The organism is Bittarella massiliensis (ex Durand et al. 2017) (assembly GCF_009876955.1).
In the GTDB taxonomy this organism is placed as follows: Bacteria; Bacillota; Clostridia; order Oscillospirales; family Ruminococcaceae; genus Bittarella; species Bittarella massiliensis.
In genome coordinates, this window is sequence record NZ_WWVY01000002.1 from 345,851 (window position 1) to 372,403 (window position 26,553).

The window sequence follows — 26,553 nt, forward strand, 5'->3', positions numbered from 1 at the left end:
TATGGAAGATTTGATCCATAACCTATTGGAGATCGACCGGGGCGCCCAAAAAAAGCTAACCGACGCCGAGACCCAGCGAAACCAGATCCTCGACTCGCTGGAAGAGCAGCAGCAGGCCCTCAGCGACGAGATCCTGGCCACGGCCAAGGCCGAGGTGGCCCAACTGCAAAAGGACAGCGACGCGCGGGTGCAGGCCCGGTCGGAGGAGCTGAAAAAACGGTACGCCGACGCGGTGCAGGCGCTGGACGAGAGTTACCAGCAGCGAAAAGACAGTCTGGTGGATGCTATCGTGCAGCGCTGCGTGGGCGGTGAGTAGGGCATGTTCACGACCTTCTCTCAAAACGCCATCCTCGCCAAGATCAAGGCCATGTACGGCAAGCGGATCACCCCCTCCCAGTACGGGGAGATGCTGCACAAGACCTCTTTGAGCGAGCTGGCGGCCTACCTCAAAAACAGCACCCACTACCAAGACGCCATGGACACAGTCAACCCGGCGGCCCTGCACCGCGGCCAGCTGGAAGCCACTGTGAAAAAAGACCTGTTTTACTCCCTGCTGCGGCTGGTGCGCTATCTGCCCGGCCGCAAGGAGCGCGAGCAGTACGTCAGCTTCTTCATCGGCCAGATCGAGATGGACCAACTCATCGGCTGCATCAACCGGCTGGACGCCGAGGGCGAGACCCACTTTGTCCCCGAAGTGCCCACCTTCCTGCTGGACTACCTCTCCTTTGACGCGGTGGCCCTGGGCCAGGCGGAGACCGGGCGGGAGCTGCTGGAACTGCTGGAAAAGACCCCCTATTACAAGACGGTGGAGCCCTTTGCCCTGGCCCCCGGCGAATTCGATGTCAGCAGCTGTGTCATCGCCCTGCGCCAGCAGTACTACAACCGGCTGTTCTCCCTCATCGAGGAGACCTACAAGGGCAAGACCCGGCAGGAGATGATGGACATCGTCTCCACCAGCCTGGAGCTGCAAAACATCACCAACCTCTACCGCCTCAAGGTGTATTTTCACTACAAACCCGAGGAGCTGGACCGGTTCATCGTCCACAACGAGTACTCCCGCCTCTCCGACAGGTTTTTGCAATCCCTCGCCGCGGCCCCCAGCGGGGACGCCTTCATCCGGGAGATTGCGCAGAGCAGCTACAAAAACTACTTCGACAAAGACGATTTTCTCTATATCGAGTACCACACCAGCTACATCAAGTACCACCTGAGCCGCCGCCACATCAGCTTTGCCACCAAGGCGGCCACCGCCTTTCTGGCCTATGTGACCCTGGGCACAGTGGAGTGCGACAACATCATCCACATAGTGGAGGGGATCCGCTACGGGGTGCAGCCGGAGGACATTCAGAAGCTGCTCATCATCTAGGCGGCGCCACCGCCTGGAGAAATGCCTGACGCGAAAGGAGAATCACGCACTATGGCAATACAAAAGACGACCCTGGTCAGCCTGATCGGTCGCCTGGAAAATTTGGACGAGGTGGTCTTGCGGCTGAGCCGGCTGGACTACTTCCACCCGGAGGAGATCACCTCCAAGAGCGGGGCGGTCTCCAAGGCCGCCTCCGCCGAAAACCCCTATACCGAACTGGCCGACGCCCTGCGCTCGGCCTGCACCGACGCCGGGCTGACCCCGGTGGCGGTGCCCGGCGACCAGCTGGAGCGCAGCAGCCACGACCTGAACCTGGCGGATGTCCGCCGGTTCGTGGAGTCGTTCCGGCAGGGGTTCGACGCGGCCGACCAAAAGGAAAAGGAGATCGCGAAGCTGGTGGAGGAACACCGCCTCAACCTCTCCCACCTGGACATGATCCGCAGCTTTCACACCAGTTTTGACGAGCTGTTCAAGGCCAAGTACCTGAAGGTGCGCTTTGGGCGGCTGCCGCTGGAAAACTACAAAAAGCTGGAGCACTACCAGGACAAACCCTTCTTCCTCTTCACCTTTTCCAGCGACAAAAACTACCAGTGGTGCCTCTACCTGACCGGGGAGCAGCACGCCGCCGAGGTGGACTCCATCATGGAGGCCCTCTACTTCGAGCGGGTGCGCATCCCCGACTACCTCCACGGCGAGCCGGAGGACGCCGCCGCCTACCTGGAGGAAAAGCTCGCCGAGGAACAGGCGGCCCTGGAGGGCTGCAAGGGCGAGCGCGACCGGCTGGTGGAAGAGGGGCGGGAGACCCTCCTCTCCTACTACGCCACCGTCCAGTTCATGCAGGAGACCTACGGCGTGCGCCGGTTCGTGGGCACCAGCTTTGACAAGTTTGCCGGCGGCGACTACTTCGAGTTCGCCGGCTACGTCCCCGCGGGGAAGGAGGGCGACTTCGAGGCCCTCTTCGGCGACCTGCCCACCGTGGTGGTCACCGCCGAGAAGTCCGACGACGGGGCGGTCCCCATGCTGCCCGGCCTGGTGACCCACTCGATGAAGGAGGCCCACGAAAAGGGCACCCGCCCCGAAAAGCCCACCAAGCTGAAAAACAACTGGTTTGCCCGCCCCTTCGAGATGTACGTGGAGATGTACGGCGTGCCCAGCCACCGCGAGATCGACCCGACCCCCCTGGTGGCCTTCACCTACACCCTCCTCTTCGGCATCATGTTCGGAGACGTGGGCCAGGGGCTGCTGATCGTGCTGGGCGGCTTCCTCTTTGCCAAGTGGAAGAAGTCCCGCCTGGGCGAGATCATCATGCGCATGGGCATCAGCTCCACCCTCTTCGGCTTCCTCTACGGCTCGGTCTTCGGTTTTGAACACGCCCTCGACCCGCTGTACCGGGCCATCGGCTTTGCCGAAAAGCCGGTGGAGGTGATGAACGCCCAGACCATCAACGTGCTGCTCATCGGCGCCGTGGCCCTGGGGGTGGTGCTCATCCTCACCTCGATGGCCCTGAACATCTACATCGGGCTAAAAAACCGCGATTACAGCAAGGCCCTCTTCTCCCAAAACGGGGTGGCCGGCTTTGTCCTCTACGCCACGGTCATCAGCGCCATCGGCCTGCCGATGCTGGGGGTCAGCTTCTCCCTGAACCTGCCCATCATCCTCATCTGCATCGTCATCCCCATCATCTGCATCTTCATGCGGGTACCCCTGGGCAACCTCCTGCTGAAAAAGGACGCCTTCCCCGAAGGGGGCTTTGGCGCCTACGCCCTGGAAAACATCTTTGAGATGCTGGAGATCGCCATCTCCTTTGTGGCCAACACCATGTCCTTCCTCCGCGTCGGCGGCTTCATCCTGAGCCACGCGGGGATGATGAGCGTGGTCTTCACCCTGGCGGGGATGTTCGGGCCGGTGGGCTATGCCGTCACCGTGGCCCTGGGCAACCTCTTCGTCATCGGGCTGGAGGGCCTGGTGGTCGGCATCCAGGTGCTGCGCCTGGAGTTTTACGAGATGTTCGGCCGCTACTACTCGGGCGAAGGGGTGCCCTTCACCCCCATCAGCCAGATCGTGCACGAGCACGCCAACTGAGCCGCTCTGCGCGCCACTCCCCACCGGGAAAGGCGGGCCGCCCTGTTCTAGGGCCGCCCGGAGAAACATAAATACGTTTGACAATTTCTAATTGGAGGTTTTATCACTATGGATATCCTGCTTCTGACCGCGGCCACCGCCGCCATCGCCGCCCTGTTTTTCTACCTGTTCAAAGCCCGCAAAGCCGGGAAGAAAGCCCCCTCGATGATGAAGAAACAGCTCATCGCCTTCGGCGCCACCTGCCTGGGCTCGGTCCTTCTGCCGGTGGTCAGCTACGCCGCTGAGGCCCCCGCTGCCGCCGCTTCCTCCTCCGCCGCCGGCATGGCCTACCTGGCCGCCGCCCTGGTGACCGGCCTGGCCTGCATCGGCTGCGGCATCGCCGTCGCCGCCGCCGCCCCCGCCGCCATCGGCGCTGTCAGCGAGAACGACAAGACCTTCGGCAAATCCCTGATCTTCGTGGCCATGGGCGAGGGCGTCGCCATCTACGGCCTGCTCATCTCCATCATGATCCTCAACAAAGTCTAAGCCAAAGAAGGCATCTGCAATGAAATTTTTTGTGATCAGCGACAACAGCGACACCTATATGGGCATGCGTCTGGCCGGGATGGAGGGGACCGTCGTCCACCAGTACGACGAGACGGTGGCCGCCCTCAAAACCGCCATGGAGGATCCCGACATCGCCGTGGTGCTGATGACCCAGAAGCTGGTCTCCCTCTGTCAGGACCTGGTCTACCAGTACAAACAGCAGAGCAAGACGACCCTGATCGTGGAGATCCCCGACCGGCACGGCTCCTCCCACCTGGAGGAGAACCTGGCCCGGTACATCAAAGACGCCATCGGCGTGAAGATTTGAGGTGGCTTAGATGCTTTCAAACGAAGAAAAACTGGAACTCATCCGCAAGGAGATCGAACAGACGGTGGAGGAGCAGGCAAGCGCCATTTTGAAGTCCGCCTCGCAAAAGCGGATCTCCGCCCTCTCCAACGCGGAGGCCAAGGCCAACGAGGACGCCGCCCGCCATGTGGAAAAGGCCAAAAAGGACATCCACACCCGGGAGACCACCGCCATCTCCAAGGCCACCCTGCAATACCGCACCGAGCTGCTGCAGCGCAGCGAGGGCTATGCCAAAGAGATTTTTGAGGCCGCCCGGGCCCGGCTGGTGGCCTTTCACCAGTCCCCCGAATACGCCGCTTACTTAAAGGCCCGGCTGACGGCCGTGGCCTCCGATCACTCCTTTGCCTCTGTCACCGTTCGCCTCTCCCCCGCCGACAAGGCGCTGGAAGGGCTCTGCGGCGAGGCGTTCTCCGTCCCCTGCCGGGTGGAATACGACGACGCCATCGCCGTGGGCGGCTTTGTCGCCGAGAACCTGGACGAGGGCTACGCCTGCGACGAGACCCTGGACAACGCCCTGGAGGAGCAGCGGGCGTGGTTCTACGCCAACTCGGGCCTGGTCTTAAAGGCCATTTAGGCCCTTTGCGGGGCAATGGGCCCTCCTCTGCCTGCCCAACCAACTTCTAAGGGGGTACGATATTTTTGAACACCATTTATTCCATCAACGGCCCGGTGGTGAAGGTGCGCGACACCAAGGACTTCTCCATGGGCGAGATGGTCTATGTCGGCCAGAAGCGCCTCATGGGCGAGGTCATCATCGTCAACGATGCGGCCACCACCATCCAGGTCTACGAAGAGACCTCCGGCCTGCGGCCCGGGGAGCCGGTGCTGGGCACCGGCAGCCCCATCAGCGTCACCCTGGGGCCGGGCATCATCTCCAACATCTACGACGGGGTGCAGCGCCCCCTGGGAAAGATCGAAGAGCAGGAGGGCGCCTTCATCGGCTCTGGCGTGGAGATCCCCTCCCTCGACCCCGAGCGGGAGTGGGACGTCACCGTCCTCGCCAAACCGGGGGAGCTGGTCTCGCCCGGCCAGATCATCGCCACCTGCCCTGAGACCTCCCGCATCGAGCACCGGGTGATGGTGCCGCCCCACCTGAGCGGCACCGTCCTCACCGCCGCCGAGAGCGGTCCCCACCGGGTGGAGGACGTGCTCATCACCGTCAAGGACGAGCGGGGCGCCACCCACGAGGTGAAGATGTGCCAGAAGTGGCCCATCCGCACCCCCCGCCCCACCAAGACCCGCCTCCCCATCTCCCAGCCGCTCATCACCGGCCAGCGGGTCATCGACACCATGTTCCCCATCGCCAAGGGCGGCACCGCCGCCGTGCCCGGGGGCTTTGGCACCGGCAAGACCATGACCCAGCACCAGATCGCCAAGTGGTGCGACGCGGACATCATCATCTACATCGGCTGCGGCGAGCGCGGCAACGAGATGACCCAGGTGCTGGAGGAGTTCGGCTCCCTCATCGACCCCAAGACCGGCCGGCCCCTGACCGACCGCACCGTCCTCATCGCCAACACCTCCAACATGCCGGTGGCCGCCCGCGAAGCGTCCATCTACACCGGCATCACCCTGGCCGAGTACTACCGGGACATGGGCTACCACGTGGCCATCATGGCCGACTCCACCTCCCGCTGGGCCGAGGCCCTGCGCGAGATTTCCGGCCGCTTGGAGGAGATGCCCGCCGAGGAGGGCTTCCCCGCCTACCTGCCCTCCCGCATCGCCACCTTCTACGAGCGCGCCGGATACATGGTCAACCTAAACGACAGCGAGGGCTCCATCTCCATCATCGGGGCCGTCTCCCCCCAGGGCGGCGACCTCTCCGAGCCGGTGACCCAGAACACCAAGCGGTTCGTCCGCTGCTTCTGGGCGCTGGACAAATCCCTGGCCTACGCCCGGCACTACCCGGCCATCAACTGGACCACCAGTTACAGCGAGTACCTGGACGACCTGGCCGGCTGGTACAACGCCCACCTGGGCGAGCGCTTCCTGCGCTACCGCAGCCGGATGGCCCAGATCCTGCAGGAGGAGAGCCAGCTACTGGAGATCGTCAAGCTCATCGGCGCCGACGTGCTGCCCGACGACCAGAAGCTCATCATCGAGGTGGCCAAATTGGTCCGCACCGGCTTCTTGCAGCAAAACGCCTTCCACAAAGAGGACACCTATGTCCCCCTGGAGAAGCAGCTGGAGATGATGCGCACCATCTGGTACCTCTACAAAAAGGCCCTGATCGTGGTGAACGAGCGCCAGATCCCGGTCACCACCATCGCCGGCAGCGGGCTGTTTGACAAGATCAACAAGATGAAATACGACATTGAGAACGACCGGCTGGACAAATTTGACAGCCTCCGCCAGGAGATCGACTCCACCCTGGCGGCCATGAATTAGAGAGGGGGCGGCGAGTTTGAGTTTACAGTATGTAGGACTAAAAGAGATCAACGGCCCCCTGGTGGTGCTGGACAAGGTGCAGGGCGTCAGCTTTGACGAGATCGTCGAGATCCGGCTGGACAGCGGCGAGACCCGCACCGGCCGCATCGTCGAGATTGAGGGCGAGCGGGCGGTCATCCAGGTGTTCGAGGGGACCGAGGGCCTCTCGCTGAAAAACACCAAGACCCGCCTCACCGGGCACACCATGCAGATCCCCCTCTCCCCCCAGATCCTGGGGCGGATCTTCTCCGGCGCGGGCCGTCCCATCGACAACTTGGGCGAGATCCACGCCACCGAGTTTGCCGACGTCAACGGCAAGCCCATCAACCCGGTCTCCCGGGTCTACCCCCGAAACTACATCCAGACCGGCATCTCCTCCATCGACTGCCTGGCCACCCTGATCCGTGGGCAGAAGCTGCCCATCTTCTCCGGTTCGGGAATGAGCCACAACAAGCTGGCGGTGCAGATCGTCAAGCAGGCCAAAATCGGCGACGGGGAGGACTTCTGCATCGTCTTTGCCGCCATGGGGGTGCAAAACGACGTGGCCGACTACTTCAAGCGCAGCTTTGAAGAGGCCGGCGTCATGAGCAACGTGGTCATGTACCTCAACCTGGCCTCCGACCCCATCGTCGAGCGGATCATGACCCCCCGCTGCGCCCTGACCGCGGCCGAGTTTTTGGCCTACGAGCTGGGCAAGCACGTGCTGGTCATCATGACCGACATGACCTCCTACTGCGAGGCGGTGCGGGAGTTCTCCTCCTCCAAGGGCGAGATCCCGGCCCGAAAGGGCTTCCCCGGCTACCTCTACTCCGACCTGGCCAGCCTCTACGAGCGCGCCGGCATCATCAAGGGGAAAAACGCCTCGGTCACCCAGATCCCCATCCTCACCATGCCCAACGACGACATCACCCACCCGGTGCCCGACCTGACCGGCTACATCACCGAGGGGCAGATCGTTCTGGACCGGGGGCTGGACAACCAGGGCATCTTCCCGCCGGTCTCGGTGCTGCCCTCCCTCTCCCGTCTGATGAAGGACGGCATCGGCGCCGAGTACACCAGAGAGGACCACTCCGCCGTCTCCAACCAGCTGTTTGCCTGCTACGCCCAGGTGCAGGACGCCCGCAGCCTGGCCTCGGTCATCGGCGAAGAGGAGCTCTCGGACACCGACAAGAAGGTCCTGGTCTTTGGGCGGGAGTTTGAAAAGCGCTTCCTCAACCAGGGGGAGGACGGCGGCCGCACCATCGACGAGACCCTGGACCTGGCCTGGGAACTGCTGAGCATCCTGCCCCGGCAGGCCCTGGACCGCATCGACAACAAGCTGGTGGACCAGTACTACCGCCCCGAGGTCTTTGAGGCCTTCAACAAGGAGAACGGCTGATGGCCGGGCAGGTATTCGCCACCAAGGCCAACCTGATGGCCACCCGCAAATCCCTGGACCTGTCCAGCCTGGGCTTTGACCTGCTGGACCGCAAGCGCAACGTCCTCATCCGCGAGCTGATGCAGCGGGTGGACGAGGCCAAGGCCATCAAGGACGAGGTGAGCGCCACCTTCCGCCAGGCCTACTTTGCCCTGCAGCAGGCCAACATGTCCCTGGGCAAGATCGACCACCTGGTGGGCAGCGTCCCGGTGGACGACAGCTTGCAGATGACCTCCCGCAGTGTGATGGGGGTGGAGATCCCCCACCTCACCTATGAGGACGCCGACCCCCGGCCGGTCTACGGCTTCGAGCTGTCCAACTCCAAATTCGACGACGCCTACCGCAAGTTTCAAAAGGTCAAGGAGCTGTCGGTCCGCCTGGCCGAGGTGGAGAACAGCGTCTACCGGCTGGCCGGGGCCATCCGCAAGACCCAGAAGCGGGCCAACGCCCTGGAGCACATCATCATCCCCGACCTGAAGGCCACCGAAAAGGCCATCACCGAGGCCCTGGAGGAGAAGGACCGGGAGGAGTTCTCCCGCCTGAAGGTGATCAAGGCGCAGAAGGAAAAAGCCGCCCAGGCGGCCGATGACCGACCCGCTTGACCGCCCCCACGGCCCCAGATAAAAAACAGGCGAGCAGCTTGCCCGCCTGTTTTTTTGCGCCCTATTTTCTCAGAGCCCCGCTCCCCCGCTGTGCTGCAAAATGGACTCCACCGTCTCCTCCGGAATCTGCTCCGAGCTGTCGAGCCAGAGGCCGAGACGAGGGGTCTCGCGCAGGAAGTCGGCGCAGAGCCGCTCCACCGCAAAGCCGGTGTAGCCGGTCTTGCCCCGCCCGGCCTCCCGCCGCCGCACCACCTCTGCCCGCGGGCAGAGCACCACCGGGAAGATGGAGTATCCCCGCAGCAGCTCGATCATCTCGGGCAGCGCCCGGCCGTAGTAGTTGTCCTGCAAAACCACCGTGAAGCCGGCCTCACAGTATGTCTTGGCCGCCTGGGCGGCCAGGCGGTAGCGCAGGGCCAACTGGTCGAGGGCCCCCTGGGTGGGGGTCTCGCTCATCTCCTCCCTGCCGGCGACGATCATCCGCCGAAAAACATCCCCCCGCAGGTGCACGCCCCGCGCCATCCGCTCGGCCAGCAGCTGGGCCACGGTGGACTTGCCCGCCGCCATCACTCCGGTGATGAGATAGATCCTCCCCGCCATCGCCTGTTCCTCCCCTTTGACATGTGGGGCGGCCCGCTTGGACGCGCCCCTCCCTGGCCACCAGTATACCGCCCCGGGGCCGGTCGCCGCAACCCCTTCCCCCACCCCCAATCGACAAATGGGGACAAAGATGCTACACTGAACAGGTCAAACCGGCCCACTGCGGCCACCAGAAAAGAGGAGAGCGCCATGCCAGAACTGCCAGAAGTCGAAGCCGTCAAGCGGGTCGTCGAACCCCAGATCCGGGGCCGCCGCATCCAGCGGGTCACCGCCCACAACCCCAAAGTCATCGCCCGCCCGGGGGCGGAGGAGTTTTGCCGCCTGGTGCAGGGGCAGACCTTCTCCACCGTCGACCGGCGGGGCAAATTCCTCACCCTGCACCTGGAGAGCGGCGACCGCTTCGTCCTCCACCTGCGGATGACCGGCAACCTCCTGCCCACCCCCGGCGGCCACCCCCAGGAAAAGCACACCCACCTGGTCTTCACCCTGGACGACGGCAGCGAGCTGCGCTACATCGACCTGCGCCGGTTCGGCCGCTTCTGGCTCCTGCGGGCGGGGGAGGAAGACTGCTTTACCGGCATCGACCGCCTGGGGCCGGAGCCCTTTGACCCCGCCTTTGATGCCGCCTACCTGGCCGGACAGCTGGCGCGGCGCAAAAGGGCGGTCAAGGAGTGCCTTCTCGACCAGTCCATCGTCGCCGGCATCGGCAACATCTACGCCGACGAATCCCTTTTTGCCGCCCGCATCTGCCCCACCCGCCCGGCAAACACCCTCACCCAGGAGGAGGTCGCCCGCCTGGCCCGGCAGATCCCCGCCATCCTCCGGGCCGCCATCCAGGGCAAGGAGACCTCGCCCGAGGAGTACCTGGCCAGCGGGGGGCGCAACTACCGGGGCAGCTCCTTCTTTCAGGTCTACGGCCACGGGGGGGAGCCCTGCCCTGCCTGCGGCGCACCCCTCTGCCGAACCGTCATTGGCGGGCGCAGCAGCGTCTACTGCCCCTGCTGCCAGCTCCCGCTGACAAAAGAAAGGTGATTTCAGTGCTCGTCAGCAAAACCCGCACCCCCGAAGAACAGGCCGCCTATCTCGTCGAACTGCGCAGCTGGCTGGAGGGGGAGCGGGATACCCCTGTCGAGGAGATGTCCTCCTTCTTCGCCCACCGGCTGGACCAGTACGAGGGCGTTCACCTGGCCCACTGGGCGGCCGAGTACGAGGCGCTGGCCGACTACCTGCCCGACGGCCTCTCCACCCTGCTGGACATCGGCTGTGGCACCGGGTTGGAGCTGGCCTCCCTCCTGCGCCGCTTCTCCGACCTGCGGGTCACCGGCATCGACCTCTCCGCACCCATGCTCGAAAAGCTGCGGCAGAACTACCCCTCTTCCCGGGTGGAGACCATCTGTGCCGACTACTTCAGCTATCCCTTTGAAGGGCGGCAGTACGACGCCGCCCTTTCTTTTGAGACCCTCCACCACTTCCCCTACCAAAAAAAGAGGGAGATCTACCGCAAACTCTACCGGGCCGTCCACAGCGGCGGCTGCTATCTGGAGTGCGACTACCTGGCCTGCTGCCAGGAAGAGGAGGACCTCTGCCTGGCCGAATACCACCGCCGCCGGCAGGCAAGCGACCTGCCCGAAGGGGCGTTTGTCCACATCGACATCCCCCTCACCCTCGCGCACCAGACCGAACTGCTGACCGAGGCGGGCTTCGCCCGCGTCGAGCTGCTCTACCAAAACGAGGGCACCGCCCTCCTGCGGGCGGAGAGAGAATAGACCGGCGCGCCTTTCCCCGGCGAGGCTGTGTCCCCGACAAAGGGGCGCCCCGCCGCACCTCCTGCCAAACGCGAAGTTCACCCATCCGACCTCTCTGCACAAGGGGGAACGGGCATCCGCCCGTTCCCCCTCTTTCTGTCGCCCCCTTTGGCCCCCCCGACCAGAGTCGCTTTCTTCCCAACGGCGCAGGGATTGGGACAGCCGCACCCCCTCCTTCTAAATACCCGCGTGGGGTGCGACCGCCGGTTACCATTCGGCTCCTTGCCGAGAAAAGCATTTCAGTTCATGCCTCCGCACGGGGGATGATGGGAGGAGGCGCACCCGTCCCCCGAAGCCGGCTTTATTTCAATCCGCATATCCTGCGTGGGGTGCGGAGCCGGTGTCCCGCCGGCCTCTACCTCACTGCCAGAGATTTCACTCCACACACCTGTGTGGGGGACGACCACTGTACACGCTGAGAATGAGGCTCTGGAAAAGTCCCATTTCGCCCCACGTAGGGTGAGTGGATTGAAATAAGAGAGGTCTGGCTTGCCCTACCTCAGCATCCAGGTCTCACGCCCGCGCGGGGTGCGACCAAGCAGGTGACCGCTCACTCCCGGCCGGCTTTATTTTGATCCGTATACCCCGCAGGAGGATGGATAGTCAAATAAAATCGCTCTTTTTTTATTTTTTGCTTGCAATAGTGTGTGATACACACTATAATGAAATTGCAAATACAGTGCATTGCTTATCACCGCCTGTCTGCCAGGCATCAAAGGGGGGATTTCAATGGGCAAAGACGATCTGTTGGGCAGCTTGGAGCAGGAGCTGCGGCGGGGGACCCTTGTTCTTTGCACTCTGGGGCTGCTGCGCCGCCCCATGTACGGCTACCACCTGGTCAGCACCCTGGCGCAAAAGGGCATCCCGGTGGAGGCAGGCACCCTCTACCCGCTGCTGCGCCGGTTGGAGGGACAGGGGCTCCTGCACAGCGTGTGGGAGACCGACGGGGCCAAACCCCGCAAGTACTACTCCCTCACCCCAGAGGGGGCTGTCGTCTACCGGCAGCTGCAAGAACAGTGGAAACAGCTCTCCCACAGCGTGGAAGAGATCGAAAAGGAGGCAAAAAATGACCTTTGAAACCGTCGAGCGCTACCTCTACGCCGCAACCAAGGATCTGCCAAAAAAAGCCGCGCCGACATCGAGCGGGAGCTGCGGGCCGACATTGCCGACATGCTGGACGCCCGCTGCCAGGGCCGAGCGGTGGAGGAGAGTGACATCCGCGCCGTTTTAGAGGGGTTCGGCCCCCCGGAGGCCCTCGCCCGCCGCTACGGCGCCCGCGAGGGGCGCGGCCTCATCAGCCCCCTCTGGTACGGCCCCTACAAGGCCGCCCTGGCCGTCTCCCTGGGCGGGTGCGCCGCCATCCACTTTGCCGTCTGGGGGATCGGCACGCTGATCAGCCTGCTAAAGGGCAGCGGCATTTCGGTCGCCCCCTCGCCCCTCTTCCTGCTGCGCTCCTTCTTCACCTGGGCCTTCCCCCTCTTCGCCGTCGTCACCCTGGTGGTCGCCCTTCTCGATCGCCTGGGGGTGCCGGGTAGGCGGGAACAGCCCGCGGACTGGATCTCCGCCCTCCCCCCCATCCCCACCGAGAAGGCCCGCATCAGCCGGGGGGAATCCATCGTCGGGGTGGTGGGGGCCGCCGTCATGGTGACCGTCATGCTCAACTTTTCTGCCCTCTCCGCGGCCGCGTTTGCCGGACAGGGGCCGATACAGCTGCTGTCCCCCCAGGCAGAGGGCCGATTCGTCGCCGGGGCGATCCTCCTCTTCCTGCTGGCGGGCGTCGTCCACCTCTTCGCCCTTGTCGAAGGGCGCTATTCCGTCCGCTATGCGGCGGTCTCCACCACCCTTCACCTCTTCACCGGCGGGATCGCCTACTTTTCGCTTCGCATCCAGCCCTTTTTCAGCGGCGAGCTGATTGCCCTGGTGGAGCAAAACACCCCCGCCGGCTTCCTTCCCCTCTTTCTCCACCTCAACGACATCGTCCTGGCCTGTATCCTCTTCTCCCTGGTCCTCGACACCGCCGAGACCCTCTACCGCACCGCCCGCTACGGCTGCCGGTAGCCACTCCCCACCTCCCCGAGAGAGGGGGCGAAGCAGGTTCGCGCCTGCCCCGCCCCCTCTCTCTGCCTTTTTCCGCTGCCATCGCCTTTGCGGGGGGCCTTTCAAGAAACAGCCCGCCGCAACCGATACTTGCCCCCCGGTTGCTGGCCCTTTGCCCCGGGGTGTGGTATCCTTGGAGCGAGGTGAGAAGAGATGTCCCTTTCAGAAAACATCCGCGAGGCCCGGCTGCAGGCCGGCCTCTCGCAAGAACAGGTGGCGGAGGCCCTGGAGGTGAGCCGGCAGGCCATCTCCCGCTGGGAGCGGGGCGCCAGCCGGCCCAGCACCGCCAATCTCGTCGCCCTGGCAGAGCTGTTTCACCGGTCGGTGGAACAGCTCACCGGCCGGTACGCCTCCTCCCTGCAGGTGGAGGAGGGGGCCAAGCGCATCTGCGATCGGTGCGGCCGGCGCGCCATCTTCTACGGCGACCCCGGGCGGGAGAGCGCCTTTTGCAGCGAGGACTGCCGGGCTGTCTACGGCCGGGAGATGGCGGGCATTCAAAAGCACCTGAAATGGTTTTGGGCGGGCATCGTCCTCTCCTGTCTCCTGATGGTGGGCGGCTCCCTTTTTCAGTCGCGCTTTCCCGTCAACTACACCGTTGGGGGCGGCATGACCCTGCTGGGGGCGACCCTCGTCCTCTTCCCCTTCTGCACCCCGCAGACCTATGCCAAGTTGGGCCTGCGCCGCGCCTCTATCCTGGGGCGGGTGCTGGGCTGTGCCGTCGAGCTATACGGCCTGTACATCCTCTTTTGGGGATGAGCAGAAAAAAAGAACAAAAAATAAAAAAGGCCGTTTTTTCAAATTCGTTTGCCGGTGCATAAATCCTCCCCTCCCACCCATACTAGAGGTGAAGCGTTTGCAAGGCGCTGTCATTTTCAATATTTCTGCGGATGGAGGTACCATTTGTATGGGAGTCGTATCCAAAATTGCCCTGGTACTGGTCATCATCGGGGCCCTCAACTGGGGGCTGGTGGGCATCTTTTCCTTCGACCTGGTGGCCTACCTGTTCGGCGGAATGGCCTCTCTGGTGAGCCGGATCATCTACACTGTGGTGGGGATCGCCGGGATCTGGTGTATCGCCCTGCTGTTCAAAGACAGCCGTGCGCTGGATGTCACCGAGTAGACACGGGCGCAAAATCCACAAAAAAGGGGCTTGGCAACTGCACAAATGCAGTGGCCGCGCCCCTTTTTTGCAGCCTCTTTTTGTGGTATGATAGCCGCAGAGCGGCTGTCGGGCCAGATCCTTGCACCCTGTGCAGATGGCCCGGCGGCTGAAAAATCGCGAAAGTGAGAAAGAGGTGTTCGCATTGGAGAATCTGTTTTTGAACCGCGCCAAGCAACTGGAGGAGGAGATCCGCTGGAACCGCAGAGCGGTGCACAGCTACGCAGAGGTGGGGCTGGACCTGCCCCAGACCACGGCTCTGGTCGCCGAAAAGCTGCGCTCTTTCGGCCTTGACCCCCAGCCCTGCGGCCCCGGCATCGTCGCCCTGGTGGGCAAACCGGCCGGCACCGGCAAGACCTTTCTGCTGCGCGCCGACATGGACGCCCTTCCCATGCGGGAAGTGACCGGCCTCCCCTTTGCCGCAGACAACAGCAACTGCCACTCCTGCGGGCACGACTGTCACACCGCCATGCTGCTGGGCGCGGCCAAGCTGCTCAAGGAGCGGGAGGCGGAGCTGGACGGCACCGTCAAGCTGATGTTCCAGCCCGGTGAGGAGCAGCTGGCCGGGGCTAAGGCCATGGTGGAGGCCGGGGTGCTGGAAGGGCCCAAGGTCGACGCGGCCATGGCCATCCACCTCTCGGTGGGGCTGCCCGACTCCTACACCGGGGCCGTTCAGTACGTGCGGGGGACCGCCGCCAATTCCGGCGACATGGTGCGCATCACCGTCAAGGGCTTTGGCACCCACGGCTCCACCCCCCAGCTGGGGGTGGACGCCATCAGCGTGGCGGCCCACATCGTGGTGGCTTTGGAAGAGGTCATCGCCCGCGAGGTGTCCACCACCGAGGGCTCGGTGATGATCGTCGGCAAGATCGAGGGCGGCGACACCTGCAACACCGTCTCCGGCCACTGCGTAATGGAGGCGTCCATCCGCGCCACCACCCACGAGCGCCGCGAGTTTTTGAAAAAGCGGATCAAAGAGGTGGCCGAGGGCACCGCCCAGGTCTACCGGGCCGAGGCCGAGGTGGAGTTTGTCTACGGCATGCCCCCCCTGGTCAACGACGCCGACACCTGCGACGAACTGGCCGCCTACTGCGCCAAGGTCGTCCCCGAGAAGGACGTGCAGGCGGTCCCCCCCTCCAGCGGGACCGAGGACTTTACATACGTGGCCCAGTACGTCCCCTCCTGCTATCTCAACCTGGGGGCCGGCAGCATCGGCGAGGGGCACCAGTGCTCGATGCACAACCCCGGCATGGTGCCGGAGGAGTCGGTCCTCCCCACCGGGGCCGCCCTCTACGCCCAGTGCGCACTGGATTGGCTGAAGGCCCACAAGTAAAGGCCGCTTCTGTCCCCACTGAAACCGGGGTCCTCCCTCTCTGGCAGAGAGGGAGGACCCCGGTTTTTGCCGACCAAAAAGGGCCCGCGCCACAGAAGGCGCGGACCCTTACCGTCAAACGGCTCTATTTCTCGATCAGTTCCAGGGTATCCCGGGCAATCATCAACTCTTCGTTGGTGGGGATGACCCAGGCCTCCACCTTGGAGCCCTCGGCGCTGAACTTGGCGTCCTGGCGGGAGGCGGCCTTGTTCTTCTCCTCGTCGAAGGAGAGGCCCAGGGCCTCCATCTCGCGGCAGACCTCGGCGCGGAAGACGTCGTCGTTCTCGCCGATGCCGCCGGTGAAGATGACCGCGTCCACCCCGTTCATGGCGGCGATGTAGCTGCCGATGAACTTTTTGATCTGGTAGACCACGATCTCCAACGTCATCTTGGCCCGGTCGTTGCCGCTGTTGGCGGCCTGGCGCAGGTCACGGCAGTCGCTAGAGACGCCGGAGAGGCCCAGGAAGCCCGACTTTTTGTTGAGCAGGTCGCTCATCTCGTCGGGGGTGAAGCCCTCTTTGTTCATCAGGTAGGTGACCACCGAGGGGTCGATGCCGCCCGAGCGGGTGCCCATGATAAAGCCGTCCAGCGGGGTGAAACCCATGGTGGTGTCCACCACCTTGCCGTCTTTGACCGCGGCGATGGAGCTGCCGTTGCCCAGGTGGCAGGTGATGATCTTGGTGCCCTCGAGGCCGCCCTTGATCTTGCCGTAGCGGGCGGTCACATAGCGGTGGCTGGTGCCGTGGAAGCCGTAGCGGCGGATGGAATACTTCTCGTAGTACTCGTAGGGGATGCCGAACATGTAGGCCTTGCGGGGCATGCTCTGGTGGAAAGAGGTGTCAAACACCGCCACCATCGGCATCTCCTTGCCAAAGACCTCCTGGCAGGCACGCATGGCGATGGCCTGAGGGGGGTTGTGCAGGGGGCCCAGCTCTTTGAAGGAGAGGATGTCGTCGATGACTTGGTCGGTCACCACGGTGGAGACCTTGTACTTCTCGCTGCCGTGCAGCACCCGGTGGCCGACGGCGGAGATCTCCTGCACGTTGTCGATGACCTTGCCCTCGCCGGAAGTCAGCATCTCGACCACGGCCATGAAGGCCTCTTTGTGGGTCGGGAAGGGCATGTTCTTCTCGATTTTTTTATCCCCAGCGCTGTGGGTGATGAGACCGTCTACGCCGATGCGCTCGCAGTTGCCCTTTGCCAGAACGCTCTCGTCCTGCATGTCGATGAGCTGGTACTTCAGCGACGAACTGCCGGCGTTGATGACCAATATTTTCATGAAAAAAGTTCCCCCTCAATTGATTTTTCGCCTGTCCTCGTTTGTTGACGAACACACTTGCGTACTATATAGTAGTATAAAATGGGAAAAAGTGCAAGGGGAAAAGCCGGAAGGAGGGCGTATTTGTGCGGATTTTCGGGGTCGTCTGCGAGTGCAACCCCCTCCACACCGGGCACATCTGGCTGCTGTCGCAGGCCAGGGCCCGCGGGGCGGAGGCGGTGGTCTGCGCCATGAGCGGCAACTTTGTCCAGCGGGGGGAGCCGGCCCTCCTCCCCTGGTGGGTGCGGGCGAGGGCCCTGCTGGAAAATGGGGCCGATCTGGTGGTGCAGATCCCCACCGCCCACTGCCTCTCCTCGGCCCAATTTTACGCCCAGGGCGGGGTCTCCCTGCTGGCCGCGCTGGGGGTGGACACCCTCTTTTTCGGCAGCGAGAGCGGCGACCGGGCCGGGCTGGAGGCGACTGCCGACCTGGTGGAGAGCAAGGCCTTTGTCCAATTGGCCAAAGCGCTGCAGCGGGGGAACCTGGGGTACCCCGCCGCCCGGGCCGAAGCCTGCCGCCGCCTGGGGGGAGAGGCGGCGCTCCTCTCCTCCCCCAACGACACCCTGGCGCTGGAATACCTGCTGGCCATCCGCCGCGCCGGGGCGGGGATGGATATCCTCCCCATCCGGCGCATCGGCGCGGGCCACCACGACGGCCGCCTGGGGGGACAGACCGCCAGCGCCAGCGCCCTGCGCGCCCTGCTGCGCGCCGGAAAGGGCGAGGAGGCGGCCCCCTATCTGCCGAAGGGGCTGCCGGGGCCGCACCCCCTGGCAGATAGCCGCTGGTTGGGGCGGGCGGCGGTGCTGGCGGTGCAGTTGGCCCCCCTCGAGCGGCTGGCAGCCCTCCCCTTCTGCGACGAGGGGCTGGCCCGCCGGCTGCAGGCCTGTGCCGACGGCGCCGCCGATTTGGAGGAGCTGGCCGCCCGCTGCGCCAGCCGCCAGCACACCCGCGCCCGGGTGCGCCGGGCCGTCTGGTGCCTGCTGCTGGACATCCGCCGGGAAGAGGTCCTCACCCCGCCCGACTGCCTGCGCATCCTGGGGGCCACCGAGACCGGCCTCGCCCTGCTGCGGGGGCCCCAGCGGCTGCCGGTCTGCCACAGCCTGGCCCGGGCGGAGGGCACCTCCTTCGGCCGGGTGGAGGCCCGCGCCGACACCGTCTATGCAAACTGCTTTGAGAAACCGTTGCCGCAGGGGGAAAGCTATCGGCAAAAGTTTACAAAGATATGAGAAGCGATTGCTTTTTCGACAGCCCCATGGCACAATAGATGGAGTGAGAGACAGCCTGTCCGGCAGCGCGCCAGGCAGGCGGACGGTCCGACGCGCCGGTGGCGCCGGTTGGGCCGCCTTTTGTACGCCTTGACATCAAAACAGACAGCGGGGGTATCAATTTGAAACATCAGCTCATCTATGTCATTGACTTTGGCGGCCAGTACAACCAGCTGATTGCCCGCCGGGTGCGGGACCTGGGGGTCTACTGCGAAGTGCTGCCCCATACCGCGCCGGTGGAGCAGATCCGGGCCGGGAACCCGTCCGGCATCATCTTTACCGGCGGGCCCAACAGCGCCTACCTGCCCGACTCGCCCCAGTGCGACCCGGCCCTCTACCAGCTGGGGGTGCCGATCCTCGGCATCTGCTACGGCGCCCAGATGATGGCCCACATGTTCGGCGGCAAGGTCGAGGCGGCCCCGGTGGGCGAGTTCGGCAAGACCGTCTGCAAGGTGGTGGGAGAGACCCCTTTTTTTGCGGGCATCCAGCAGGAGAGCGTGGTCTGGATGAGCCATGTGGACTACATCTCCCAGCCGCCCGCCGGCTTCTCCGTCACCGCCGTCACCGACAACTGCCCGGTGGCCGCCATGGAGTGCCCCGAGAAAAAGCTCTACGCGGTGCAGTTTCACCTGGAGGTCAACCACACCCAGCAGGGAAGCGAGATGCTGCACAACTTCCTCTTTGACATCTGCGGCTGTGTGGGCGACTGGAACATGGAGAATTATCTGGACAGCGAGATCGCCCGGCTGAAAGAGCGCATCGGCGGCAAAAAGGTGCTGCTGGCCCTCTCTGGCGGGGTGGACTCCTCAGTCTGTGCGGCCCTGCTCTCCCGCGCCATCGGCAAGCAGCTCACCTGCATCTTTGTGGACCACGGCCTGATGCGCTACAAAGAGGGCGACGCCATCGAGGAGACCTTCGGCAAGATGGACGTCAACTTCAAGCGGGTCAACGCCCAGGCGCGCTTTTTCGGCAAACTGGCCGGGGTGACCGAGCCCGAGGCCAAGCGCAAGGCCATCGGCGAGGAGTTCATCCGCGTCTTCGAGGAAGAGGCCAAGGCGATCGGCAAGGTGGACTTCCTGGCCCAGGGCACCATCTACCCCGACGTGGTGGAGTCCGGCCTGGGCGGCGAGAGCGCCGTCATCAAGAGCCACCACAACGTGGGCGGCCTGCCCGAGCACGTGGACTTCGAGGACATCGTCGAGCCGCTGAACATGCTCTTTAAAGACGAGGTCCGCCGCCTGGGCATCCTGCTGGGTCTGCCTAAGGAGATGGTCTGGCGCCAGCCCTTCCCCGGCCCTGGCCTGGGCATCCGCGTCATGGGTGAGGTGACCCCCGAAAAGGTTGACTTGCTGCAAAAGGCCGACTTCATCTTCCGCGAGGAGCTGGACAAGGCCGGCGAGTCCGGCAGTTTGAGCCAGTGCTTCGCCGTGCTGACCGAGCAGCGGACGGTGGGGGTCGTGGGTGATTTCCGCACCTACGGCTACACCCTGGCACTGCGGGCGGTCACCACCGACGACTTCATGACCGCCGACTTTGCCCGCATCCCCTATGACGTGCTGGAGAAGATATCCACCCGCATCATCGGCGAACTGCCGGGCATCGGCCGCATCGTCTACGACGTGACCACCAAGCCCCCGGCCACCATTGAGTGGGAATGATTTCAGAGGCCCGGAAAAGCCCGTGATTACTAGGCTTTCTAAGGCTTGATGCCCTCCGTGGCAACGATTTGGCAACAGTTTTCATTATTCCAAAGAGAAAGAGCTACCTGATTTGTGAAAGTCAGGTAGCTCTTTTTGTTTTACTTCTCTTTGCCAGGCTGCTTCTTCAATTCATCCACCAGCAGATCGCTAAGACCCTGGGAGGGAATGACCTTGTGCCAGTGGCCTGTGGTATCAAACTCCGGGTAGCGGTAACGCCAGCGATCGTAATCCTCTTTACTGATCTCTCCCGACTTCAGCTTGGCTGCCTGTTCTCCCCAGGCGCAGAGCATCTCATGGAGCCTTGCTGCGTCCTTGCCCTGAAATACATCTACCCGGAGATGTATTTCTCCGTCGCACTCGCAGATTTTCAGGCCGTAGCGGTCCTCCAAGGTAAAGAGAGTGTGCATAAGCCCCACATAGGAGTCTATGTCCGGCACAGCCAAGGCTTGGGGTGAGACCTCCAATATCTGTGCCAGTGCAGCAGTTAGGTCTGCCTTGGGCGTCCGTGACCCATTCTCATACTGGGCGAGACGGACATCGGCGGACTTCTCCGGGAAGCCCAGCGCCATACCGAGATATTTCTGCGTCATGCCCCGCAGGGTGCGGAAAAAGTGAATGCGCTCTCCAATCGCCATAACGGCCAACTCCCATCTGGATTCTTGATAAATTCAGCATAGCAGAAATGTTTAGGATAGTCAAGATGATTCTAAACAAATTTATTTAATATTTTTTTGCAAATCGCTTGACTTTAACTGATATGCTTAGTATAATGAAGATGATATAAGCAAATAAGTTTAAGCAACAGAAATTTTACAAATTGGACGCCCTCAAAACGGCGAAAAAATGTCCGTTGTAAAGTGAAGGGGGGAATTTCAGACGAAACAAAACTGAATGACCGTCCGACAGATACTTTCTCCGGGGAAGCAGGCGACGATATGAGCGTGCCAAGGAGAAGAACAAACGGCACAGCGCCGGGAAGGGTTGCCTGCCAGAGTCTGAGAGAGAAAGCGGCAAATAGAAACCACTACGACAAGGAAAGGAAGGTATTTTTGTGTATGGCAGAAAAACAGTCGTTTATGCGAGTCGATGAAGTGGCGCAGGAATTGGGCGTTTCCAAGTCCTATGCTTACAAGATCGTACAGAAACTCAATGCGGAACTGAAAAGCCTCGGTTACTTGACCATATCCGGCAGAGTCAACCGAAAGTTCTTCTATGAGAAGCTGTGCTACGGCGAAAAGGAAGGGAGGGGTATCTGATGGCGGTCTATAAGGAAGAAAAGACCAACACCTGGCGGGCGGTCTACCGCTATACCGACTGGAACGGCGAGCGCAAGCAGACTCAAAAGCGGGGCTTCAAGACCAAGCGGGAGGCTCAGGCATGGGAGCGGGAACAGCTCAATAAAGCCACCGCTGATTTGGACATGACCTTCAAGAGCTTTGTGGACCTCTATACGGCAGACATGAAAACCCGGCTCAAAGAAAACACTTGGGCCACCAAGGAGCATATCATCCGCACCAAGCTGCTACCCTATTTCGGTAAACTGAAAATGTGTAAAATCACGGCTCAGCAGATCATCACCTGGCAGAATGAAATGATGAACCACAAGGACGAGCAGGGCAAGCCCTATTCGCCGGTCTATCTCAAGACCGTCCACAACCAGCTCAGCGCCATTTTCAATCACGCGGTGCGGTATTACAATTTGCGGGAGAATCCCTGTAAAAAGGCCGGGAGCATGGGCAAAAAGAAAAACCGGGAGATGTTGTTCTGGACCAAGGAGGAGTATCTGAAATTTGCAGAGGCTATGATGGACAAGCCTCTATCGTTCTATGCGTTCGAGATGCTCTACTGGTGCGGCATCCGGGAGGGGGAGTTGCTGGCCCTCACTCCCGCTGATTTCGATTTTGAGAAAGGCACCGTGTCCATCAATAAATCCTATCAGCGGCTGAACGGGCAGGATCTGATTACCACACCCAAAACGGAGAAAAGCAACCGCGTCATCACCATGCCGCAGTTTCTGGCAAATGAAATCCAGGACTATCTCAAAATGCTCTACGGCATTGGGCCGCATGATCGGATGTTCACTGTCACTAAGAGCTATCTCCATCGGGAGATGGAGCGGGGTGCGAAAGAGGCTGGGGTCAAGCGCATCCGAATCCACGACATCCGGCATAGCGCGGTATCGCTTTTGATTGATATGGGCTTCTCCGCCACGGCCATCGCAGACCGGGTGGGCCATGAGAGCATCGACATCACTTACAACTATGCGCACCTTTTTCCGTCCAAGCAGGCGGAAATGGCGGACAAATTGAACATGGAAAGGGGCAGTTGAATTATGTCACATAAAAACAGGGACGAACACAACCGCTGGCGGAATAAAACGGTAGCTTTCCGCGTTTCGCCGGAGGAGGACGAGCAGCTTGAAATCTTTGTCAAGCTGTCCGGCCTGACGAAGCAGGACTACATCACCCGGCGGCTACTGGAAAAGGAAGTGGTGGTCCAGGGCAATCCCAGGGTCTACAAGGCCCTGCGGGAGCAGTTGGCCGCCGTGCTGGACGAGCTGCGGCGCATTGAGGCTGGGCAGGGCGTGAACGACGATCTGGTGGACACCATCCAGATGATCGCAATTATTATGAACGGAATGCAGGAGGAAACTGCCTATGGAAATTGACGCAAAAGAAAAGACTGCCCGAAGCACATCTGTTGGCGCAGATGAAAGGCAGTCCATTCAAAAAGATTCTGGCAATAGTATACCCGCTTCGGAGGCAAAAGGCAATGGGGAAATGGAAAATTTGGAGGAAATGTACCGTAAGATGCAGCGTATGGCTGACCCGCGCTACCTGCACACGCTCACCATGACGGAACTGTTTCAGACCGCCTACAAAAGTCGCCCGCCCATTATTGAAAACTTGCTCCATTCAGGGGCGTACCTTCTCGCTGGCGCGCCCAAGATCGGCAAGTCGTTCCTGGTTGCGCAGATTGCCTACCACGTCAGCACCGGGCAGGACTTGTGGGGGTGCAAAGTCCATCAGGGAACCGTCCTCTACCTTGCGTTGGAGGATGACTTCCAGCGCATCCAGAACCGGATGTTTATGATGTATGGTGTGAACGATACTCCGAACCTGCACTTTGCCACCGCCGCCGGAAAAATCGGGAACGGATTGGATGAGCAGTTGGAGAATTTCATGCGGGAACACCCGGATACCAAACTCATTATCATTGACACCATGCAGAAAATCCGGGAAGTGGGCGGCGAAGCGTACAGCTACGCCAGCGACTACGAGATCGTGGGCAAGCTCAAGCAGTTTGCAGATAAGCACTGTATCTGCGTGCTGACCGTCCACCACACTCGGAAGCAACCCGCCGGTGACGCCTTTGAGATGATCTCCGGCACCACGGGCCTGCTGGGCTGCGCGGACGGGTCGCTGCTGATGCAGAAGAAAAAGCGAACTGCGTTGGAGGCCACCATTGATGTAGTGGGGCGCGACCAGCAGGATCAGATTCTCTATCTGAAAAAAGACCCGGAAACGCAAATCTGGAATTTGGAGCGCATGGAAACGGAGCCGCACAAAGAACCGACGGACCCTGTGCTGGAAGCGGTGGCCCGGCTGGTCAATGCCGGTCAACCGGAGTGGACGGGCTCTCCCTCGGAGCTGGCCGCAGAGGTACAGGTGGGCATGGCGGCAAATGCGCTGACCAAGTACCTGAATGTCAAATCCGGCAGGCTGCTGGAAGAATATCATGTGGGCTACGAGAATAGGGCGCGCCACGCCGGACGGCAGGTAAAGCTCACCTACATGCTGGTGGAGGCTCCGGCCTTTGAAGTGGTTGATGATGGGCGCGACGGTAGCGACGGTTGCAACGGTGAAAATGCTGCCGCCCAAACAACCGTCGCTATCGTCGCAGCCGTCGCGGAGAGGAACGGAAGCGAATGAAGAATGTGCAGATTCCCTATGACTTGTTCGTGGCGCTGGTGGAGTATCACCTCGGCTATGATGACGAATACGAGGATGAAATCCGGCAGGGATTGGAGCAAAAGCTGGACGCTTTGGTGCGGCACGAGCTGTATGCCAAATATAAAACTGCGCCCAGCCCGGAAGAACGAGAACAGGCCAGGCAGGCGTACCTGGACCGGCGAGGTGTGTTCCCAGATTTTCGCTGGTAACAGGGATTTACTTTCGTACTAATCTCGCAGATGAAATTAGCACCAAAGTCAATCTTCTCCCTGCCGGCATGGACAGGAGCGTGACACGCTCCTGTGGCTGGCGGACAAGGTAATTGGTCAGCAGCGTGTCTTCTGCATCCCCGTCCCCATCGAAAAATCCGCAGAGTTGGAGATGGCTAAGGCCGGGAAAATCCAGTAGATTTTCCCGGCCTGTGGGCGGTTGATTTGGAGCAAACACGGTTGCGAAAAATCCGCCGGTCACACCGCATTTTGAGGCTGTGGGTATCACCTGCAAGCCGAAAAAGGCGGCGAGGCTCCCGCAGGAGCCGCACTCCCCCTCGGAGAGCCCACGATACTTTGCAGCCGCAGGATGAAAGTATCATAGTGGGTTATTACACTTCCGCAGAAGTGCATCCCCCAAAAGCTACCCGCATCTCAACCGCCCCTCGTGGGGCGAGAAAGGAGTTCTATGGCAAGAGGCGACGGTATCCATCGTACCAGCGCAAGAAATATGAGACTGACCACACCCAAACTGAAAAACGCGCAGCAGCACAACGAGCGCGAAAAAGGATCGTATGTCAACCAGGATATAGTCCCGGAACGTGCCCACTTAAACGTCCATTTCAAAAAACCGGACGGCGGCTACCTGGAACAGTTTGAACAGATGGAGGCAGACGGGATGATCTCCACACGCGGCATCAAGGAGGACGCTTTCCGCTATGGGGAGCTGATCTTCGATGTGAACTCCGCCTACTTTTTCAACCATGGCGGATATGACTTCGCAAAACAATTTTACCACGACGCCTACCAGGCTGCAATCAAAATCGTGGGCGGCGAACAGTACATTCTGTCGGCGGTCATGCACGCCGACGAGCGCAACCGGGCTATGTCCGAGGCATTGGGGCAGGATGTGTACCACTACCACCTTCATGTGGTCTATGTGCCGGTGGTGGAGAAGCAAATCCGTTGGTCCAAACGCTGCAAGGACAAGTCGCTGGTGGGCAAGGTAAAAGAAACGGTCATGCAGGTCAGCATGAGCAAGAAGTGGGCATCCAAGCCGGTTCTGGATGAGACCACCGGCGAACCGCTGAAAACGGCGAAGGGTAAGCCTGTTCTCAAAAAATCGTACAGCGTGTTGCAGGACGATTTCTTTCAATATATGCGCGAGGCTGGATACGCGGATATAGAGCGCGGTGAGCGCGGCAGTTCCGAGGAACATCTGACGGTGACGCAGTTTAAGGTGGAAAGAGAACAAGCGCGGCTGGCGGAGCTGCAAACAGAAAAATCGGAGGTTCAGGCGGAGATCGGCCAGCTTCGGACGGATAAGGCTGAGGCGGAAAAATCTGCCAAAGAAGCGCAGACGGAACTCCGGCTGCTGGCTCCCAAACTCAAGAGCATGGAGAAGCTGGCAGCTGAGTATTCTTCCGACCCGGAGGACCTGCTGCCACTCCCCGATCGAATGGAGTCCGCCAAATCCTACCGGGAGAAAAAGTCCAAGCCGCTGCTGGAGAAGATCGTCAAGGTGGTACGCTCCGTTTACCGGGCTTATCTGGATGTCTGCCAGAAATTCGAGCTGTTGCAGCGCAAATATGATACGGAGGTTCCGTATTTGAAAAAGCAGTTGGCCGAGGTCAGGGACGAAAATGCGGAATTGCAGGAAACCGCCAGAGACTATGACCGGCTGTGCCGGGCCTATGGGCCGGAGCGGGTAGCTGAAACGGTTGCCGCTGTCAAGCGGCAGGAACAGGCAGAGAAAGAGCAGAAAAGCAGTCAAAAACGGCGGCATGACCGGGATGTACGGTAATCCCGTGTAGAGCTGAGAAACGTTGATTTTTGCGGATAGAGTTACCTGAACTGAATCATGTATCGTTTGGGTGCTTTCTATCCGAAAATCCGCTTACTTTTGCCAGTGTAGAGCTGGAGAAAATTTGTGAAAATACGGAGGTTTTATGAGAACAGGTCTTTCCAAGAAGCAAAAGACAACCAGTGTCTTTTTTGACGAGGCAAGCCCCATCATTGAGGTGTGTACCTACAACACTTCCCTCAAAAAGAGGTTAAGCGAGTATGCGGCAAAGTATCCGGTCGAGTGCCGGTTGGTGGATGACGATGAGAACGGTTGCCTCACATTCGAGATCAGGAAAGGGCGGTTCAGTTTCAAGCTGAACGCCCCATACAGCGCGGAGCGCCGGAGGGCAGCCAGCGAGCTGGCAAAGAAGAATATCCAGAATTTGCAGCAAGGCAAGAAGTGATGACACGCCGCCCGTGGGGAGAATGTTTCCCTGCGGGCGGTTT

General features: G+C 61.5%; 28 protein-coding genes. 25 read left to right on the forward strand and 3 right to left on the reverse strand.

The annotated features are described in order from the left end of the window. The first annotated feature begins 1 nt into the window (after window position 1). The 9 genes from GT748_RS02680 (at window position 2) to GT748_RS02720 (ending at window position 8,786) form a co-directional block, all read left to right on the forward strand. Window positions 2-316, forward strand: a complete 315-nt coding sequence (locus GT748_RS02680) for a hypothetical protein (protein WP_021660503.1) — start codon at window positions 2-4, stop codon at window positions 314-316. Window positions 317-319: 3 nt separating this feature from the next. Next, window positions 320-1,366: a V0D/AC39 family V-type ATPase subunit gene (locus tag GT748_RS02685; protein WP_021660502.1), complete on the forward strand. Its 1,047-nt coding sequence runs from the start codon at window positions 320-322 to the stop codon at window positions 1,364-1,366. A 51-nt stretch (window positions 1,367-1,417) separates the two neighbouring features. Then, window positions 1,418-3,448, forward strand: a complete 2,031-nt coding sequence (locus GT748_RS02690; protein WP_059004817.1) for a V-type ATP synthase subunit I — start codon at window positions 1,418-1,420, stop codon at window positions 3,446-3,448. A 108-nt stretch (window positions 3,449-3,556) separates the two neighbouring features. Continuing rightward, window positions 3,557-3,973 carry an ATP synthase subunit C gene (locus GT748_RS02695; RefSeq protein ID WP_021660500.1) on the forward strand — a complete coding sequence of 139 codons (417 nt, stop codon included), beginning with the start codon at window positions 3,557-3,559 and terminating at the stop codon, window positions 3,971-3,973. A gap of 19 nt (window positions 3,974-3,992) precedes the next feature. Continuing rightward, window positions 3,993-4,301: a V-type ATP synthase subunit F gene (locus GT748_RS02700; protein WP_021660499.1), complete on the forward strand. Its 309-nt coding sequence runs from the start codon at window positions 3,993-3,995 to the stop codon at window positions 4,299-4,301. 10 nt (window positions 4,302-4,311) lie between these two features. Further along, the gene (locus GT748_RS02705; protein ID WP_021660498.1) at window positions 4,312-4,914 is read left to right on the forward strand and encodes a V-type ATP synthase subunit E; all 603 of its coding nucleotides are present in this window, start codon (window positions 4,312-4,314) and stop codon (window positions 4,912-4,914) included. A gap of 65 nt (window positions 4,915-4,979) precedes the next feature. Then, on the forward strand, window positions 4,980-6,728 hold the full coding sequence (locus tag GT748_RS02710; protein WP_073261001.1) for a V-type ATP synthase subunit A: 1,749 nt from the start codon (window positions 4,980-4,982) through the stop codon (window positions 6,726-6,728). A gap of 16 nt (window positions 6,729-6,744) precedes the next feature. Continuing rightward, window positions 6,745-8,145 carry a V-type ATP synthase subunit B gene (locus GT748_RS02715; RefSeq protein ID WP_021660495.1) on the forward strand — a complete coding sequence of 467 codons (1,401 nt, stop codon included), beginning with the start codon at window positions 6,745-6,747 and terminating at the stop codon, window positions 8,143-8,145. Then, entirely contained in the window at window positions 8,145-8,786 is a 642-nt protein-coding gene (locus tag GT748_RS02720; protein ID WP_021660494.1) for a V-type ATP synthase subunit D, read from the forward strand. Before GT748_RS02715 ends, GT748_RS02720 begins: the two co-directional genes overlap by 1 nt. Window positions 8,787-8,855: 69 nt before the next feature. Here GT748_RS02720 and GT748_RS02725 read toward each other — a convergent pair whose 3' ends face one another. Continuing rightward, window positions 8,856-9,383, reverse strand: a complete 528-nt coding sequence (locus GT748_RS02725; RefSeq protein WP_044993032.1) for an AAA family ATPase — start codon at window positions 9,381-9,383, stop codon at window positions 8,856-8,858. 189 nt (window positions 9,384-9,572) lie between these two features. Between GT748_RS02725 and mutM the strand changes: the two genes are divergently transcribed. The 7 genes from mutM to GT748_RS02760 all read left to right on the forward strand — a co-directional run bounded on the left by mutM (window position 9,573) and on the right by GT748_RS02760 (window position 15,777). After that, window positions 9,573-10,415: a bifunctional DNA-formamidopyrimidine glycosylase/DNA-(apurinic or apyrimidinic site) lyase gene (gene mutM, locus GT748_RS02730; protein WP_021660492.1), complete on the forward strand. Its 843-nt coding sequence runs from the start codon at window positions 9,573-9,575 to the stop codon at window positions 10,413-10,415. 5 nt (window positions 10,416-10,420) lie between these two features. Continuing rightward, the gene (locus GT748_RS02735) at window positions 10,421-11,149 is read left to right on the forward strand and encodes a class I SAM-dependent methyltransferase (RefSeq protein WP_052537694.1); all 729 of its coding nucleotides are present in this window, start codon (window positions 10,421-10,423) and stop codon (window positions 11,147-11,149) included. Window positions 11,150-11,917: 768 nt separating this feature from the next. Beyond that, window positions 11,918-12,265 carry a PadR family transcriptional regulator gene (locus GT748_RS02740; RefSeq protein WP_021660489.1) on the forward strand — a complete coding sequence of 116 codons (348 nt, stop codon included), beginning with the start codon at window positions 11,918-11,920 and terminating at the stop codon, window positions 12,263-12,265. Window positions 12,266-12,388: 123 nt separating this feature from the next. Beyond that, complete coding sequence (locus tag GT748_RS02745; RefSeq protein WP_143161567.1) at window positions 12,389-13,246, forward strand: hypothetical protein; 858 nt, start codon at window positions 12,389-12,391, stop codon at window positions 13,244-13,246. A gap of 192 nt (window positions 13,247-13,438) precedes the next feature. Then, on the forward strand, window positions 13,439-14,041 hold the full coding sequence (locus tag GT748_RS02750) for a helix-turn-helix transcriptional regulator (protein ID WP_161213270.1): 603 nt from the start codon (window positions 13,439-13,441) through the stop codon (window positions 14,039-14,041). 148 nt (window positions 14,042-14,189) lie between these two features. Then, window positions 14,190-14,405: a DUF378 domain-containing protein gene (locus tag GT748_RS02755; RefSeq protein WP_021660486.1), complete on the forward strand. Its 216-nt coding sequence runs from the start codon at window positions 14,190-14,192 to the stop codon at window positions 14,403-14,405. A 184-nt stretch (window positions 14,406-14,589) separates the two neighbouring features. After that, the gene (locus GT748_RS02760) at window positions 14,590-15,777 is read left to right on the forward strand and encodes a M20 metallopeptidase family protein (protein WP_243147929.1); all 1,188 of its coding nucleotides are present in this window, start codon (window positions 14,590-14,592) and stop codon (window positions 15,775-15,777) included. A gap of 124 nt (window positions 15,778-15,901) precedes the next feature. On the opposite strand, the gene GT748_RS02765 is transcribed toward GT748_RS02760, so the two are convergent. Continuing rightward, the gene (locus GT748_RS02765) at window positions 15,902-17,095 is read right to left on the reverse strand and encodes an acetate/propionate family kinase (RefSeq protein WP_021660483.1); all 1,194 of its coding nucleotides are present in this window, start codon (window positions 17,093-17,095) and stop codon (window positions 15,902-15,904) included. 125 nt (window positions 17,096-17,220) lie between these two features. Between GT748_RS02765 and GT748_RS02770 the strand changes: the two genes are divergently transcribed. Both GT748_RS02770 and guaA read left to right on the forward strand, forming a co-directional pair. Further along, on the forward strand, window positions 17,221-18,360 hold the full coding sequence (locus GT748_RS02770) for a tRNA(Met) cytidine acetate ligase (protein ID WP_073261003.1): 1,140 nt from the start codon (window positions 17,221-17,223) through the stop codon (window positions 18,358-18,360). Between the two features lie 161 nt (window positions 18,361-18,521). Beyond that, window positions 18,522-20,057 carry a glutamine-hydrolyzing GMP synthase gene (gene guaA, locus GT748_RS02775; protein ID WP_044992577.1) on the forward strand — a complete coding sequence of 512 codons (1,536 nt, stop codon included), beginning with the start codon at window positions 18,522-18,524 and terminating at the stop codon, window positions 20,055-20,057. Window positions 20,058-20,197: 140 nt separating this feature from the next. Here the strand turns inward: guaA and GT748_RS02780 are convergent, their stop codons facing one another. Then, complete coding sequence (locus tag GT748_RS02780; RefSeq protein ID WP_021659477.1) at window positions 20,198-20,734, reverse strand: helix-turn-helix domain-containing protein; 537 nt, start codon at window positions 20,732-20,734, stop codon at window positions 20,198-20,200. Window positions 20,735-21,034: 300 nt separating this feature from the next. On the opposite strand from GT748_RS02780, the gene GT748_RS16080 reads away from it, so the two are divergent. The 7 genes from GT748_RS16080 to GT748_RS02815 all read left to right on the forward strand — a co-directional run bounded on the left by GT748_RS16080 (window position 21,035) and on the right by GT748_RS02815 (window position 26,510). Beyond that, window positions 21,035-21,355, forward strand: coding sequence for a hypothetical protein (locus GT748_RS16080; RefSeq protein WP_438819066.1), 321 nt, complete (start codon window positions 21,035-21,037; stop codon window positions 21,353-21,355). Next, complete coding sequence (locus GT748_RS02790; protein WP_021659475.1) at window positions 21,355-22,428, forward strand: site-specific integrase; 1,074 nt, start codon at window positions 21,355-21,357, stop codon at window positions 22,426-22,428. Before GT748_RS16080 ends, GT748_RS02790 begins: the two co-directional genes overlap by 1 nt. A 3-nt stretch (window positions 22,429-22,431) precedes the next feature. Further along, window positions 22,432-22,767: a plasmid mobilization protein gene (locus GT748_RS02795; RefSeq protein WP_021659474.1), complete on the forward strand. Its 336-nt coding sequence runs from the start codon at window positions 22,432-22,434 to the stop codon at window positions 22,765-22,767. After that, a complete protein-coding gene (locus GT748_RS02800) occupies window positions 22,757-24,031 on the forward strand; it encodes an AAA family ATPase (protein ID WP_081692988.1) in 1,275 nt (424 codons plus the stop codon). Before GT748_RS02795 ends, GT748_RS02800 begins: the two co-directional genes overlap by 11 nt. After that, window positions 24,028-24,261: a hypothetical protein gene (locus GT748_RS02805; RefSeq protein WP_021659472.1), complete on the forward strand. Its 234-nt coding sequence runs from the start codon at window positions 24,028-24,030 to the stop codon at window positions 24,259-24,261. The genes GT748_RS02800 and GT748_RS02805 overlap by 4 nt, the downstream gene beginning before the upstream one ends. 469 nt (window positions 24,262-24,730) lie before the next feature. Beyond that, entirely contained in the window at window positions 24,731-26,065 is a 1,335-nt protein-coding gene (locus GT748_RS02810) for a plasmid recombination protein (protein WP_044992575.1), read from the forward strand. Window positions 26,066-26,210: 145 nt separating this feature from the next. Continuing rightward, on the forward strand, window positions 26,211-26,510 hold the full coding sequence (locus tag GT748_RS02815) for a hypothetical protein (RefSeq protein WP_021659470.1): 300 nt from the start codon (window positions 26,211-26,213) through the stop codon (window positions 26,508-26,510). The last annotated feature ends 43 nt before the right edge of the window (window positions 26,511-26,553 follow it).